The sequence below is a fragment of the Aromatoleum evansii genome (genome assembly GCF_012910805.1).
In the GTDB taxonomy this organism is placed as follows: Bacteria; Pseudomonadota; Gammaproteobacteria; order Burkholderiales; family Rhodocyclaceae; genus Aromatoleum; species Aromatoleum evansii.
In genome coordinates, this window is record NZ_WTVK01000020.1 from 22,753 (window position 1) to 39,407 (window position 16,655).

The following is a 16,655-nucleotide window of genomic DNA, read 5'->3' on the forward strand; positions in this document are numbered from 1 at the left end:
CTGCGGGTGGTGCGGCCCGGTTGGCGAACTCGAGGGTCGCCCCGTTGAACCCGCAGGCTGATGGGATGAGGAAGGCGCAATGCCGCAGTCGCTGATCCACAACCCGAGGCAGAACCGGATCCTGGCGGCCCTGCCCGTGAAGGAGTATGCCCGGGTGGAGGACGACCTGGAGCTGGTCACCTTTCCGCCGGGTGAGGTGCTCTATGAGTCGGGTGACCACCTGGCGTTCGTGTATTTTCCGACGACCTGTATCGTCTCGATGATCTTTTCGACCCGAAACGGCTCTTCGACCGAACTGGCGATGACCGGCAACGATGGCCTGGTGGGCATTCCGCTGGTGCTGGGCGGCGAGTCCACGACGCACACGGTGGCGGTTCAGAACGGGGGCGGTGCCTACCGCCTGCGCGCGGAAGTGATGCGCTGGGAGCTCGATCAGGGTGGAAGCCTGCAGCGCCTGTCACTCTCATATGCCCAGGCCCTGATGACGCAGATGGCGCAGAGCGTCGTCTGCAATCGACACCATGCGGTGGATCAGCAGCTGTGTCGCTGGCTACTCCTCAGCCTTGACCTGCTACCGGGGAACCAGCTCGACATGACCCAGGAACTGATTGCGCGCATGCTGGGGGTGCGTCGCGAAGCCGTTACCGAGGCCGCCGGAAAGCTGCAGGCGGCCGGACTGATTCATTACCACCGCGGGCATATCACGGTGACCGATCGTCCCGGCTTGGAAGCGCGGGCGTGCGAATGCTACGGCGTGGTCAAGGCGGAATACGACCGCCTGTTCGGCTTGATGCCGGCCAGCCTGGCCAGACATCGGGCGCGGCCGAATCCGGCAACCCTGCGCAAGCGTGCCGAAGCCCGATTGAGGCAAGCCCAACCGAGCATGCCGACCGCACCCTGGGATACCGAGCGTTTGCTGCACGAACTGCAGGTGCATCAGATCGAACTCGAAATGCATAACGAGGAGCTACGCCACGCTTATGACGAAGCGGATTTATTACGAAAGCAGTATGCCGATATCTACGACTTTGCCCCGGTCGGCTACTTCACGCTGGACGCGCTCGGGGTCATCCTCAGCGTCAATCTTGCAGGGGCAATACTCCTCGGCATCAAGCGCTCACAGCATGGGCGTCACCGTTTCGCCGCGTCCGTGAAGCCGGAATACCTGCCGGCGTTCAACCGATTCTTCCACGAGGTACTTGACGCAAAATGCAAGAAGAAATGCGAGATCGTCCTCATGGCCTGCAGCCAGCGTCCCGAAGCGATCGTCAGGATCGAGGCCGTTGCCGACGAAACCGGTCGTGAATGCCGCATGGTGGTGAGCGACATCACTGCCGAGAGAATGGCCGAAAAAAGCCGTGCATGAGGGGGAGCAATCCCGGATCACGCGATTCGAGGGTTCGTCCCGGCCTTGACTGCGCCGATGTGGTGGCCATGCTGTCAGGGTCGCCCCCTGAGGATTGTCGGGCATGAAATTCACGCGACGCCATACCGAACGTCACCGCACCGACCGGGTCGGCTGGATGCGCGCCGCCGTGCTAGGCGCCAACGACGGCATCGTTTCGACCGCGAGTCTCGTGGTCGGCGTCGCGGCTGCCAAGTCAGGTCAGGGGGCTGCCTTGGTGGCCGGCGTTGCCGGGCTGGTGGCCGGGGCGATGTCGATGGCCGCAGGGGAATACGTCTCGGTGCATTCGCAGGCCGATACCGAAAAGGCCGACTTGTCGCGCGAGCGCGCCGAAATCGAAAAATACCCGGTCGCGGAACACCGCGAACTTGCGTCGATTTACGTCGCCCGGGGGCTCGAACCGGGCCTCGCGCAGCAGGTTGCCGAGCAACTGATGGCACACGACGCCCTCGGCGCCCATGCGCGCGACGAACTCGGCATCTCCGAAGCACTCAGCGCGCGACCGGTTCAGGCTGCGCTGTCGTCGGCCGCGAGCTTCGCGGTCGGTGCGGCGCTGCCGCTCGCGGTCACGGCGCTGGCGCCCGCGCAGAGCCTGATTCCGTGGGTCTCGGGAACTTCGCTCGCCTTCCTCGCCCTGCTGGGCGCCGTTGCGGCGCGGGCGGGCGGGGCTGCCGTGGCGACGGGTGCCTGGCGCGTCACTTTCTGGGGCGCGCTCGCGATGGCGATCACCGCGGGGGTGGGCGCGCTGTTCGGGGCAGTGATCTGAGCCGGCAACGCTCCCGGCCCGATTCCGGACCTGATCTGCGGTGATTCTTAGCCCGGCACGCGACTGAACGGCTTCAGCGGGCGGACGAGGTCCGACAGCCAGCCGCGCAGGATTCCGGTGACCTGTTCGGGCTGCTCCAGCGGCAAGAGGTGGCCGCATTCCTCGATGATCTCGAGCTGCGCCCCGGCAATCCCGGCGGCCAGTTCGCGGTGGACATCCGGCGGCGTGACCAGATCGTCCCGCCCGCACAACACCAGCGTCGGGCATCTGATGCTGGCGAGGGTAGGGCGGCTGTCCGCGCGGCCGATGATGGCGCGCTGCTGCCGCACGAACACCTCGCGCCCCAGTCCGGTCGCCATCGACTGGAACACGCCGCCCACCTCGGGCGTATTCGCATGCTCGGGATGCGCCATGCGCGCCAGCAGTTTGTCGATGACGGCGGGGAAATCGGTTTCGGCAAGTGTGATGAGCTCCTCGCGCGCAGCGGTGGCGTCGGGGGTATCAGGGCGTGCACTGGTGCTCAGGAGCGCCAGCGCCCGCACGCGTTCCCCGGCCTGGCGCATGATCTCGAACGCGACATAGCCTCCCATCGACATCCCGGCGAGCATGAACGGCCCCGAGGGAGCTTGCTGCAGGACGTCCGCGGCAAGCGCGGCAATGGAATCCGAGCCCGTCAGGTCGGCGACGGTGATGCCGACCAGGTCTGCCAGGGCCTCCGCCTGGTGTTCGAACAGGCTCGCTCCGTTGAGCAACCCCGGCAGCAAGAGCAGGTTCATCTTTTCCATGCTGGTCTATCTCCTCGATCGTTCGGCAAGGCATCGGTGGGCCCGCACGTCCGGACAACATCGAAACTTTAGTCGCATGGGGTGGCTGGTTCGGTACGGTGCCGCACACAGCTTGCCTTCCGGCGAACAATCGCCCTGCGCCTTGTGTTTCTTGTGTGCTGCCGTACAGACCCGGAGTTGTTCCGCGCGCATCGTTTCGGCATGCGGCGCTGGAGACAGGGCGCGATGCTTCGCGCAGGCTGTTAAAGTGTGGCCTCCGACTTCAAATACGTCCGGGTATTCAGGCACGATAGTGCCGTCCAGGCATTGTGGCCGGAGCTTTGCCGGCGCTGAAAGGAATTGGCCATGGCCAAGCAGGAACCCCATCTCCCCGTGTCCACCCCGTCGCCCAAGGCGACCCGCGGGGAAGCGTTCCCGATCGTCGGCATCGGCGCATCGGCCGGCGGCCTTGAAGCGCTGGAACAGTTCCTGGCCAATGTGCCGGCAGACAGCGGCATCGCCTACGTGATCGTTCAGCACCTCGATCCGACCCACAAGGGCATGATGCCTGAGCTGCTGCAACGCACCACGACGATGCCGGTAGTGCAGGCGAAGAATCGGCTCAAGGTCAAACCGGATCACGTCTATGTGATCCCGCCGAATCGGGACATGTCGATGCTGCGTGGTGCGCTCTACCTGTTCGAGCCTGCCGCCCCGCGCGGCCTGCGCCTGCCCATCGACTTCTTCCTGCGATCGCTGGCCGAGGACCGTCACCAGCTGGCCGTCGGTGTGATTCTCTCCGGCATGGGATCGGACGGCTGTGCCGGCATGCGCGCCATCAAGGAGAACGCCGGTCTTGCCGTGGCGCAGGACCCGGCCTCGGCGGCCTTTTCCGCGATGCCGCGCAGCGTGATCGACGCCGGCCTGGTCGACATCGTCGCCCCCGCAGCCGAACTGCCCGCCCGCATCCTCGCCAGCCTTCGGCATGGCGCGCACGCTGCCGCTGCCGAACCCGTCGTCGACAGCCAGTTGCCGAGTGGGCTGGAGAAGGTGCTGATTCTGCTGCGCGCGCACAACGGCCAGGATTTCTCGCTCTACAAGAAGACCACGCTCTACCGCCGCATCGAGCGGCGCATGGGCATTCACCAGATCGACCGCATCGCCACTTACGTGCGCTTCCTGCAGGAGAACCCGCAGGAACTCGAGCTGCTGTTCAGGGAATTCCTGATCGGCGTAACCAGCTTCTTCCGCGACCCGGCGGCTTGGGACAGCCTGCGTGATGCGGCCTTGCCGCCGCTGCTCGGGCGTAGATCCGCCGGCAGCGTGCTGCGTGCCTGGGTGCCCGGCTGTTCGACCGGCGAAGAGGCTTACTCGCTGGCCATCGTCTTCAAGGAGGCGATGGAAAAGTGCAAGCCCGCCGGCCGTTTTTCGCTGCATATCTTCGCCACCGATCTCGACAGCGACGCGATCGACCGGGCCCGTCAGGGCCGCTATCCGGCCAGCATCGTGGCCGACGTTTCGGCCGAGCGTCTGGCGCGCTTTTTCGTCGCCACCGACGACGGCTATCAGGTCTGCAAGGAAATCCGCGAGATGGTCGTGTTCGCGCCGCAGAACCTGATTCAGGATCCGCCCTTCACCAAGCTCGATCTGCTGCTTTGCCGCAACGTGCTGATCTACTTCGGCCCCGAACTGCAAAAGAAGCTGCTGCCGCTGTTCCATTACAGCCTCACGCCCGGCGGCGTGCTGTTCCTGGGCAACTCCGAGGCGCTGGGCAGTGCGACCGATCTGTTCGCCCCGCTCGACGCCAAGGCGCGTATCTTTCGGCGCATCGACATTCCGGCGCAGGCCGTCGAGATCGATTTTCCGGCTCGTTTCCGCAATTTTTACGTCGCCGAGGGTGAGGCCAAGGTGCCGCCACCGCCCGCCAACCTGCAAGACCTTGCAGACCAATTGCTGCTGCGGCAGTTCGCGCCTGCGGCGGTGCTGGTCAATGATCGCGGTGACATCGTCTATATCAACGGCCGCACCGGACGCTACCTGGAGCCCGCCGCCGGCAAGGCCAACTGGAACATTTACGCTATGGCGCGCGAGGGGCTGCGCGCGGAAATCGGTAGCGCGCTGTACCAGGTCACGCGCAATCGCGGCCGCATCGAGCGGACCGACATACGTGTGAGCGACGACGGCATGACGCGCCGGGTTGGCCTTGTCGTGCAGATGGTCGAGGAGCCGGAGCCGTTGCGTGGCATGGTGATGATCGTTTTCGCAGAGCTGCCGCCGCTGCCCGAAACCCAATTGGGGGGGCGCCGGACACCGCGCAATGCGCGGCACGCCGAACTGGAGCGCGAGCTGCAGCAGGCGCGCGATGAAATCCGCACGCTGCGTGAGGAGATGCAGACCTCGCAGGAAGAACTCAAGTCGGCCAACGAGGAATTGCAGTCGACCAACGAGGAGCTGCAGTCGACCAACGAGGAACTCACGACTTCGAAAGAAGAGATGCAGTCGCTCAATGAGGAATTGCAAACGGTGAACATCGAGCTGCAGTCGAAGGTCGATGACCTGTCGTGCGCCAACAACGACATGCAGAATCTGCTCAACAGCACGGAAATCGCCACCGTTTTCCTCGACAGCCGGCTCAATGTCCGTCGCTTCACGCCGTTGGCGACGCGCATCATCAAGCTCATCGCCGCCGATGCCGGGCGTCCGTTGTCGGATCTCGCGACCGATCTCGACTACCCGGCGCTGGAAGATGATGCCCGCGAGGTGCTCCGCACGCTGATGTTCTCGGAGAAGCAGATCGCCACACGCGACGGCCGCTGGTTCACCGTGCGCATCATGCCGTATCGAACCATGGACAACGTCATCGAGGGTGTCGTCATCACCTTCATCGACATCAGCGTGGCCAAGCGCCTGGAGGCCGAGCTGCGCGCGGCGGCGGTGGAGGGGGGCGGAACTGCGCACTGAACCACCGGGACCACATTGCCCGGCACCGAGCGCTCGCGGCTGATCGGTCGGCGCTTCAAGCGGCTTGTCGCGCCCGACCGTCATCCCCGTGTCCCTGATTGCAAATCTGCTCGCGGGACGGCGGCGGTCTGTACGCCAGCGCACAGACGCCGCGTCCGGCGAGGGTCAGGATCCTGTCGTCACGGTGCCGGTATCAAGAAGCAAGTGGTGCACGTTCATGCCTTCCGGAGGATCAATCATGAAACAACTCGGCAAGTATCTTTCCGCATTTTTCCTGGCGCTGACGCTGGTAACCGCAGTGGGGTGCTCGTCGACGCCGAAACAGGAAGGGACCGGAGAGTACATCGACGACACCGTCATCACCACGAAGGTGAAGGCGGCCATCCTCGATGAGCCCTCTCTCAAGGTCGCCGAGATCAACGTCGAGACCTTCAAGGGCGTGGTGCAATTGAGCGGTTTCGTCGCATCGCAGGCTGCGGTTAGCAAGGCGGGCGAGGTGGCACGCGGCGTCCGGGGCGTGAAGGCGGTGAAGAATGACCTTCGGTTGAAATGAAGGGTGATCGTGCGTGTCCGAACGCCACGGTACGAGGCCCGTGCCACTAGCGGCGGACGCTCCGACTGAAGCGCCTGTACAGCCGGAACCGTCGGGCGGTGAGGAAAGCGGTGATGCCGCTCCGCCTGCCCGCGCGGTTACGTGCGCGTCCGACGTGCGCGGCGTATCGCTGGCCATCCTCACCACCATCGCGGTGGTGTTCGCATTGGAGTGGGCACAGGGCTTCATCATATCGATGCTGCTTGGGATCCTTTTCGCCTACACGCTGAACCCTCTCGTCGTGTGGCTCGAGTGCATCCGGATCCCGCGTGTGGTCGGGACCGTCGTGGTGATGCTGGCAGTCGTATGCGCGCTCGTGCTGGGGACCTATTCGTTGCGCGGGCAGATGCAGACGATCCTCGATCAGGTGCCCGAGGCGGTGAGCAGCGTGTCGGCCGGTTTCGCCAGTCTGCGCAAAGGCGAGGCCAGCACCATGCAGAAGGTCCAGACTGCCGCAGCCGAGATCGAGAAGGCGACGAGTGCGGCGTCCGCGCCCAGACAGCCGGCGACGCGTGTCGTCATCGATCCGCCCGGTTTCAAGCTCGGCAATTTTCTGTGGGCAGGTTCCATGGGCGCGGCGGGGGTAATCGGCCAGGCGTCCATGGTGCTGTTCCTGACTTTCTTTCTGCTGTTGTCCGGGGACACCTTCAAGCGAAAGCTGGTGCGCCTCACCGGGCCATCGCTGTCGAGCCGGAAGATCACCATACACATCCTCGACGACATCAATGCATCCATCCAGCGCTACATGTTCATGCTCCTGGCGACCAACGTGCTGCTAGGGCTGCTTACGTGGATTGCGTTGCGCTGGATCGGTCTCGGCAACGCCGGCGCCTGGGCCGTGGCCGCCGGAATGCTGCACGTGATTCCGTACTTCGGTCCGGCCGTCACTGCCGCCGGCATCGGCATGGCGGCCTTCATGCAGTTCGACTCTCTGTCGACGGCCTTGCTGGTGGCCGGGGCTTCAGTGGCGATCGCCACCTTCGTCGGGACCTTCGTGACCACCTGGATGACGGGCCGCATCGCCAGGATGAACACGGCCGCGGTCTTCGTCTCGCTGCTGTTCTGGGCGTGGCTATGGGGCGTCTGGGGCTTGCTGTTGAGCATTCCGATCACCGTCATCGTGAAAGTGGTGGCGCAGCACGTGGAGCAACTCGAGTCGGTGGCGGAGTTGCTTGGGGAGTAGGTGGGCCTTCGCGCGATGCGACGTGCTTCAACGAGATTTCATCTTTCGGAAAAAGGCCCTTGAATTGAACGCTGGCACGAAGCTCTCCACCTATTTGCAGCAGTTCAAGGCGCGGTTCCGGGGACGCGTGTGGCCACGGATTTCGCCTGACGAGGAACCGCCGCTGCGCTCGGAGTTGTTCAGCGCCGACCAGATGGAGCAGCATGGCAAGGCGCTCGCCGCTTCGCACCGGCTGGCACCGGGCCGCGCCCCGGATCAGCTCCTGGGGCGGCTGGCAGCGAACGAAACGGCCCTTGTCGAAGTGTGCACGCTGCTGACGGCGGCGGTGACGGAGAACCGCCGGATTACGCCGGCCGGGGATTGGCTGCTCGACAATTTCTATCTCATCGAAGAGCAGATCCGCACCGCCAAGCGGCATCTGCCGAAGGGTTACAGCCGCGAATTGCCACGGCTGGACGACGGTGCATCGGGGCCGCTGGCCGCACGTCCGCGTGTCTATGACATTGCGCTGGAGGCGGTGGCGCATGGCGATGGCCGCGTGGATACCGAAAGTCTCAGCCGCTTCGTCGCGGCCTACCAGAGTGTCACGGCCCTCAAGCTGGGCGAATTGTGGGCCGTCCCGATCATGTTGCGGCTGGCCGTGATCGAGAATCTGCGTCGCGTCGGCGTGCGCATCGCAACCGGGTGGGCGGAGCGAGACCTGGCCGATTCCTGGGCGGACCAGATGACGGCGACCGCTGAAAGCGATCCGAAGAGCCTGATTCTGGTGATCGCGGACATGGCGCGTTCGGATCCGCCAATGGTCAGCGCGTTCGTCGCCGAACTCGCGCGCCGCCTGCAGGGGAGGGGGCCCGCGCTGGCCTTGCCCTTGACCTGGATCGAGCAGCGTCTTGCCGAGTCGGGCCTGACGATTGAGCAGCTGGTGCAGGCGGAGAACCAGCAGCAGGCTGCCGATCAGGTCTCGATCAGCAACAGCATCGGAAGCCTCCGTGTTCTGGGTGCGATGGACTGGCGCGAGTTCGTCGAGAGCATGAGCATCGTCGAGCAGACATTGTTGCAGGACCCGGCCGGCGTCTATGGCCGGATGGATTTTGCGACGCGCGATAATTATCGCCATGCGACCGAACGGATAGCGCGAAAAGGCCGTTTGACCGAGGGCGAAGTAGCCCGCAAGGCGATCGAACTGGCCCGTGCGGGGGCGGCGGTCGAGGCCGACAGCGGGCGTGCCGATCGTGCGGCGCATGTCGGTTTCTACCTCATCGACAAGGGCTTGCCGGCGCTCGAGCAGGTGGCGGAAGTCGGCCTTTCCGGGCTCGATGCCTTGCGCAGGGTGGCAGGTAGCCTGCCCTTGCTGCCGTATCTGGGTGCAATCGCGCTGATCACGCTCGTCGTTGCCGGCGGGCTGCTGGCGCGCGCATCCGGCGCCGGATTATCGGTGTGGGTGCTGCTGCCGGTCGGCATCGTCTCGGTGCTGGCTGTGAGTCAGTTGGCAGTGGCGATGGTGAACTGGTTGGCAACCCTGCTGGTGGCGCCGCATCCGCTGCCCCGGATGGATTTCTCGAAAGGCATCCCGCCGCAATCGCGCACGCTGGTGGTGGTCCCGACCATGCTCACGAGTGCGCAAAATGTCGAGGATCTGGTCGAGGCGCTGGAGGTCAGGTTTCTGGCCAATCGCGATGCGAACCTGCATTTCGCCCTGTTGACCGATTTCCTTGATGCGCAGCAGGAGTCGCTCCCCGAGGATGGCCCGCTGAAGGAGTTGGCCCGGACGCGGATCGAAGAGTTGAACGAGAAATACGGGGGTGCGCGCGCCGGGGGCGATATCTTTTCCCTCTTCCACCGTTCGCGGCGATGGAATCCGCAGGAGCTGGTCTGGATGGGGCATGAGCGCAAGCGCGGCAAGCTCGCGGACCTGAACGCGCTGCTGCGCGGGAAGGTGCGCGGTGCCGACGGGGATCGCTTTGCGCTCATCGTCGGTAATACCGCGGTCCTGTCCGGCGTGAAGTACGTCATCACGCTGGATACGGATACGCAGTTGCCGCGCGATACGGCGCGGCAATTTGTCGGTGCCATGGCGCACCCGTTGAATCGTGCCTGCTACGACACGGACAAGCGGCGCATGAGCGATGGCTATGCCATCCTGCAGCCGCGCGTGTCGGTGAGCCTGCCGGGGACCAACCGCTCGCGCTACGCGCGGCTGTATGGTGGGGAGCCGGGCATCGACCCGTATACGCGCGCCGTCTCGGATGTCTATCAGGACGTGTTCGGCGAAGGCTCCTTCATCGGCAAGGGGATCTATGACGTCGATGCGTTCGAGCAGGCGCTCGACGGGCGCTTCCCTGAAAACTGCATCCTCAGTCACGATCTTCTCGAGGGATGTTATGCACGCGCGGGGCTGTTGAGCGATGTGCAGGTGTACGAGGATTACCCGGCCCGCTACAGCGCCGATGTGAGCCGCCGCCATCGCTGGATTCGTGGCGATTGGCAACTGGCGGGATGGCTGTTGCGGCGCGTCCCGGACGAGGGTGCGCACCGACGGCCGAACCCGCTGTCGCTGCTGTCGCAGTGGAAACTCGCCGACAACCTGAGGCGCAGCCTCGTCCCGGCGGCACTGACGCTGCTGTTGTTGTCCGGATGGACACTCATGGCGACGGCGTGGCTGTGGACCCTGGCTGTGATCGGCGTCCTGCTGATTCCATCCTTGTGCGCCGCGATGCTCGATCTGTTGCGCAAGCCTGACGAGGTGCTGATACGCCAGCACCTCGCTGCCGTCGCCCAGTCGACCGCGCGACGCTTGATGCAGGCGGCGTTCGAACTGGCGTGTCTGCCGTACGAGGCCTGGTTCAGCCTGGATGCCATCGTGCGCACGGCCTGGCGGATGCGGGTCGTTCGCCGCCGGTTGCTGGAATGGAAACCGTCGAGCGAAGTCGAGCGTGAGTTGGGCGGGCGTGGCAGCGGCGACCTCGCCGCGTGCTGGCGATCGATGTGGGCGGGTCCCGCCACGGCGGCGCTGACGGCGATCTATCTGGCGGCAGAGTCGCCGACGGTGCTGGCGGTGGCGGGACCGATTCTGCTGTTGTGGTTCGCGTCACCCGGCATCGCATGGTGGGTCAGCCGGCCGCTGGCGCGTCGCAGTGCGGCCCTGACGGCTGAACAGACCATGTTCCTGCGCACGCTCGCGCGCCGCACCTGGGCGTTCTTCGACACCTTCGTCGGCGCGGACGACCATTGGCTGCCGCCTGACAATTATCAGGAGTATCGCGTTGCCGCGGTCGCCCATCGCACGTCGCCGACCAATATCGGGATGGCGTTGCTGGCGAATCTGTCCGCGTACGACTTCGGCTACATCCCGGCCGGACAGCTCATCGAGCGCACGACGAATACCCTGCGCACGATGGACGCGCTGGAGCGGCACCGGGGGCACTTCTACAACTGGTACGACACGCAGTCGCTGCTGCCCTTGCCGCCACTGTATGTCTCGACGGTGGACAGCGGCAACCTCGCCGGCCACCTGCTGACCTTGCGTGCGGGGCTGCTCGCGTTGGCCGATGACAAGGTACTGGCGGGGCGGCTGTTCGACGGCTTGAGCGACACGTTCAGGATCCTTGCGGACCTTGCCAACGCAATGGACCGGGGGGCAGCCGGATCGGTGGCGGAGTTCAGGAACACCCTCGAAGCGTTGTCCGCAGCGCCTCCGGGCACGCTCGCAGCGGCGCGATCGACGCTCGTGCGCTTGGCGACCGGGGCCGCCGAACTCGCCAAGCGCGTCGTCGTGAGCCCCGATGTCGGGGACGATTCGGCGCCCGAGCGCGACGCGAAGACGATGGAAGCGCAGGAGTGGGCGCAGGCGCTCGAGCGGCAATGCCAGGAGGCGCTGGACGAGTTGAGTTTTCTCGCCCCGTGGCTGGCGCTGCCGGCGCCACCGGACGGCCTGGAGGCGCAGGGCGCTGAACCGGTCGCCGAATGTGTCGCCGAATGTGTCGACCTGAGCGGAATCCCGACCCTGCGTGAACTGGCGACGGCAGGGAGCGTCCGTGCACAGGACAGGATCGCGGCCATCGAACGCCTGGCACTGCAATGCGGCGAACTGGCCCAGATGGACTATGAGTTCCTGTTCGACAAGACGCGGCACCTGCTGACCATCGGTTACAACGTCGAAGAGCGCCGACTGGATTCGAGTTACTACGACCTGCTGGCGTCCGAGGCGCGCCTGTGCAGTTTCGTGGCGATTGCCCAGGGACAGGTGTCGCAGGAAAGCTGGTTCACCCTCGGGCGCCTGCTCACCGGCACCGGTGGCGAGCCGGTCCTGCTGTCGTGGAGCGGCTCGATGTTCGAGTACCTGATGCCGCTGCTGGTGATGCCCACGTACGACAACACGCTGCTCGACCAGACCTGCAAGGCCGCGGTGGCGCGCCAGATCGAGTACGGTTTCCAGCGCGGCGTCCCGTGGGGTATTTCGGAGTCCGGCTACAACACCGTCGACATGCATCTCAATTACCAGTACCGCGCCTTCGGCGTGCCGGGCCTGGGACTCAAGCGCGGGTTGGCTGACGATCTGGTCATCGCGCCCTATGCCTCGGTGCTCGCGCTGATGGTGGCGCCCGAGGAGGCCTGCCTGAATCTGCAGCGCCTCGCGGGCGAGGGCTTCCTCGGCAAGTTCGGCTTCTTCGAGGCGATCGACTATACGCCGGCACGCCAGCGTCGCGGGCAATCGCACGTGGTGGTGCGCTCCTTCATGGCCCACCACCAGGGCATGAGCCTGCTGGCGCTGGCTTACCTGCTGCAGGATCGCCCGATGCAGCGGCGTTTCGAGTCGGACCGCCTGTTCCAGGCTGTCATGCTGCTACTGCAGGAGCGCATCCCGAAAGCCGCGGCCTTGTTTGCGCACACGGCGCAGCTGTCCGACGTGCGCGCGACGTCGGTCGCCGCGGAAACGCAGATCCGGGTGTTCACGACGCCCGATACGCCGATCCCCGAGGTGCAGCTGCTGTCGAACGGCCGCTATCACGTGATGCTCACCAATGCGGGCGGCGGCTACAGCCGCTGGAAGGACCTCGCCGTCACGCGCTGGCGTGAAGACGGCACGTGCGACAACCGGGGCACGTTCTGCTACGTCCGCGAAGTCACGAGCGGGGCGAACGGTGATTTCTGGTCGAACAGCTATCAGCCGACGCTCAAGCGACCGACGAGTTACGAGGCGATCTTCTCCGAAGGGCGCGCCGAATTTCGCCGCCGTGACCCGGTCAGCACCGGCGAAGGCGCTGCCGATGGCGATTTCGAGACCTACACCGAGATCGTCGTGTCGCCGGAGGACGATATCGAGCTTAGGCGCGTGCGCATCACGAATCGGTCGGAACGGCGCAGGGAAGTCGAGGTCACCAGTTACGCCGAAGTGGTGATCGCGCCTGCGGCCGCCGACGCGCTTCATCCGGCCTTCAGCAATCTCTTCGTGCAGACCGAGATCGTGCGCGAGCGGTGCGCGATCCTGTGCACGCGCAGGCCCCGATCTGCCGGCGAGCAGGCGCCGTGGATGCTGCACCTGATGGCGGTGCATGGTGCGCACGTCAGCGCCGTGTCCTACGAGACCGATCGCCTGCGCTTCATCGGCCGCACGAGAAGCGCTGCCGATCCGCTGGCGATGCGCGACCCGGGACCGCTCTCGGACACCGACGGCTCGGTGCTGGACCCGATCGTCGCCATCCGTCATCGCGTCACGCTCGATCCGGAACAGTCGGTCACGATCGACATCGTGTCGGGCATCACCGACACCCGCGACATGGCCGTGAGCCTGGTCGAGAAATACCAGGACCGCCATCTCGCGGACCGCGTCTTCGACCTGACGTGGACCCACAGCCAGGTGGTGCTGCGGCAGCTCAACGCCAGCGAGGCCGACGCGCAACTGCATGCGCGCCTGGCCGGTTCGGTCATCCACGCCAACGCCTCGCTGCGCGCCGACCCGGCGGTGCTCATCAAGAATCGCCGCGGACAGTCGGGCTTATGGGGATACGCCATCTCGGGCGACCTGCCGATCGTGCTGCTGCAGATCGGTGATTCGGCCAATATTGATCTCGTGCGCCAACTCGTGCAGGCCCATGCGTACTGGCGGCTGAAGGGGCTGGCGGTGGACCTGGTGATCTGGAACGAGGAGCACGCCGGGTACCGGCAACGACTGCAGGAACAGATCATGGGCCTGATCGCCTCGGGGATCGAGGCGAGCGTGATCGATCGGCCGGGAGGCATCTTCGTGCGGCCCGCGGAGCAGATGTCCGCCGAGGATCGCATCCTGCTGCAGTCGGTCGCACGCGCCATCATCACGGATGGCCGGGGAACGCTGGTGGAACAGCTCGACCATCGCGCCCCTGCCGAACCGCGGCCGCCGCGGTTTGTGCCGAGCCGCGCGCAGCGTGCAGAAAGCCCGCCTGCCCGAGAGCCGCCGCGCCGCGATCTGATCCTTTCCAACGGACTCGGCGGATTCACGCCCGACGGGCGCGAATACGTCATTGCGCTCGCGCCCGGTGAGGCGACCCCGGCGCCGTGGGTGAACGTCCTGGCGAACCCCTGGTTCGGCACGATCGTCTCGGAGAGCGGCGTCGCCTACACCTGGAGCGAGAACGCGCACGAATTCCGTCTCACCCCCTGGGACAACGACCCGGTGAGCGATTCGGGCGGCGAAGCCCTGTATCTGCGCGACGAAGAGACCGGCCAGTTCTGGTCGCCCACGCCGCTGCCTGCGCGCGCCGAGACGTCCTGCGTCGTCCGCCACGGATTCGGCTACAGCGTCTTCGAGACCCGCTCCGGCGGCATCTGGTCGGAACTGCGGGTTTTCGTGGCGCTGGATGCCGCCGTCAAGTTCTCGGTGTTGAAGGTGCGAAACGAATCGGGCCGCGCGCGCCGGCTCTCTGCGACCGGCTACGTCGAGTGGGTGCTGGGGGATCTGCGTGCGAAATCCGCCATGCATGTCAGCACCGAGATCGACCCCCGCAGCGGTGCGCTCTACGCGCGCAACCCCTACAGCATGGAGTTTGCCGAGCGGGTTGCCTTCTTCGACGTGGATGACCCCACCCGTAACCTGAGCGGCGACCGCACGGAATTCCTCGGGCGCAACGGCACCCTGCGAAATCCGGCGGCGATGGGCCGCTCGCGCCTGTCCGGCAAGGTGGGCGCCGCCCTGGATCCGTGCGGCGCGATCCAGGTGACCTTCGACCTCGCTGACGGCCAGGAGCGCGATATCGTCTTCCGCCTCGGCGTCGGGCGCAACGTCGAAGACGCCGGGAGGCTCGTGCAGCGCTTCCGCGGCCCCCTGGCCGTGCGCGGTGCGCTGGAAGCGGTGCAGCAGCACTGGAACCGCACGCTTGGCGCGGTGCAGGTGGAAACGCCCGACCCGTCGGTCAATGTTCTGACCAACGGCTGGCTGGTGTACCAGACCCTGGCGTGCCGTGTGTGGGCGCGCAGCGGCTACTACCAGTCGGGCGGTGCCTTCGGCTTCCGTGATCAGCTGCAGGACGTGATGGCGCTGATCCACGCCGAGCCCGCGCTGGTGCGTGCGCATCTGCTGTTGTGCGCGAGCCGTCAGTTCCAGGAGGGCGACGTGCAGCACTGGTGGCATCCGCCGGCGGGTCGGGGCGTGCGCACGCGGTGTTCGGACGACTACCTGTGGCTACCGCTGGCGGTGTGCCGCTATGTGACGAGTACCGGCGACAGCGGGGTGCTGGACGAAGCCGTGCACTTCCTCGAGGGCCGCCCGGTCAATCCCGAGGACGACTCCTACTACGATCTCCCCGGCCGCTCCGTCGACGTGGACAGCCTGTACCAGCACTGCGTGCGCGCCATACGCCATGGTCTGCGTTTCGGCGAGCGCGGTCTGCCGCTGATCGGCGCGGGCGACTGGAACGACGGCATGAATCTGGTGGGGATCAAGGGCAAGGGCGAAAGCGTCTGGCTGGGCTTCTTCCTGTGCGACGTGCTCGGGCAGTTCGCCGGGGTGGCGAGGGCGCACGGTGATGCAGCCTTCGCCGATCTGTGCGTCGAAGAGGCGGGGAAGCTGCGCCGGAACATTGAACAGCACGCCTGGGACGGTCAGTGGTACCGCCGCGCCTGGTTCGACGATGGCACGCCGCTCGGTTCGGCAGCCAACACGGAATGCCGCATCGATTCGATCTCGCAGAGCTGGTCGGTGCTGTCCGGGGCGGGTGACGAGACGCGCTCGCGCATGGCCATGCAAGCGGTCGACGAGCGCCTCGTGCGCCGCGACTACGCGCTCGTCCAGCTTCTCGATCCCCCCTTCGACAAGTCGAACCTCGATCCCGGCTACATCCGCGGCTACGTGCCGGGCGTGCGCGAGAACGGCGGCCAGTACACCCACGGGGCGATCTGGGCGGCGATGGCGTTTGCCGCGCTGGGCGAGCGTGAGCGCGCCTGGGAGTTGCTGACCCTGATCAACCCGGTCAATCACGGACTTTCCGCGCAGGGAATCGCCACCTACAAGGCGGAACCCTACGTCGTCGCGGCCGACGTCTACGCACTCACGCCGCACATCGGTCGCGGCGGCTGGAGCTGGTACACCGGCTCGGCTGGCTGGATGTACAGGTTGATCGTCGAATCGCTGCTGGGCCTGAGGCTGGCGGGCGACACGCTGCACCTCGCACCATGCCTGCCTGCGGCGTGGCACGCCTACAAGATCCACTACCAGTATCGGGAAACGACGTACCACATCGGCGTCGCGCAAACGCGCACCGGCGATGCGGGAGCGCGCGGCGTGACGAGCGTGACCGTGGATGGCGTCGCGCAGGACGACAGGGTGATTCACCTTGTCGATGACGGGCAGGAACACCTGGTCGAGGTGAAGGTGGAGGTGGGCATGGGGGCGAACTGAACGGGGCCATGCGTGCAGCGGCATCGCGGCGAATGTGCCGCGATCCGGGTAGGTCGCAAGCCGCCGGCGCGCTCCCGGAACGTGCAATACCGCAGTCGCTGATCCACAACCC

7 protein-coding genes are annotated in these 16,655 nt (G+C 65.8%); 6 read left to right on the forward strand and 1 reads right to left on the reverse strand.

Going from position 1 to position 16,655, the window contains the following annotated elements; genetic code table 11:
• Window positions 1-79 precede the first annotated feature (79 nt).
• Both GO615_RS12135 and GO615_RS12140 read left to right on the forward strand, forming a co-directional pair.
• On the forward strand, window positions 80-1,366 hold the full coding sequence (locus tag GO615_RS12135; protein WP_169128324.1) for a helix-turn-helix domain-containing protein: 1,287 nt from the start codon (window positions 80-82) through the stop codon (window positions 1,364-1,366).
• A 103-nt stretch (window positions 1,367-1,469) separates the two neighbouring features.
• Window positions 1,470-2,171, forward strand: coding sequence for a VIT1/CCC1 transporter family protein (locus GO615_RS12140; protein WP_169128326.1), 702 nt, complete (start codon window positions 1,470-1,472; stop codon window positions 2,169-2,171).
• A 47-nt stretch (window positions 2,172-2,218) separates the two neighbouring features.
• Here the strand turns inward: GO615_RS12140 and GO615_RS12145 are convergent, their stop codons facing one another.
• Entirely contained in the window at window positions 2,219-2,956 is a 738-nt protein-coding gene (locus GO615_RS12145; protein ID WP_169128328.1) for an alpha/beta fold hydrolase, read from the reverse strand.
• Window positions 2,957-3,301: 345 nt separating this feature from the next.
• Here GO615_RS12145 and GO615_RS12150 point away from each other — a divergent pair, with 345 nt between their 5' ends.
• The 4 genes from GO615_RS12150 (at window position 3,302) to GO615_RS12165 (ending at window position 16,543) form a co-directional block, all read left to right on the forward strand.
• Entirely contained in the window at window positions 3,302-5,896 is a 2,595-nt protein-coding gene (locus GO615_RS12150) for a chemotaxis protein CheB (RefSeq protein WP_169128330.1), read from the forward strand.
• A gap of 238 nt (window positions 5,897-6,134) precedes the next feature.
• A complete protein-coding gene (locus GO615_RS12155; RefSeq protein WP_169128332.1) occupies window positions 6,135-6,449 on the forward strand; it encodes a BON domain-containing protein in 315 nt (104 codons plus the stop codon).
• A gap of 154 nt (window positions 6,450-6,603) precedes the next feature.
• Window positions 6,604-7,671 (forward strand): AI-2E family transporter, encoded by a 1,068-nt coding sequence (locus tag GO615_RS12160; RefSeq protein ID WP_339380018.1) that lies wholly within the window; start codon window positions 6,604-6,606, stop codon window positions 7,669-7,671.
• Window positions 7,672-7,735: 64 nt separating this feature from the next.
• Window positions 7,736-16,543 (forward strand): glycoside hydrolase family 94 protein, encoded by an 8,808-nt coding sequence (locus GO615_RS12165; protein WP_246262249.1) that lies wholly within the window; start codon window positions 7,736-7,738, stop codon window positions 16,541-16,543.
• Window positions 16,544-16,655 lie beyond the last annotated feature (112 nt).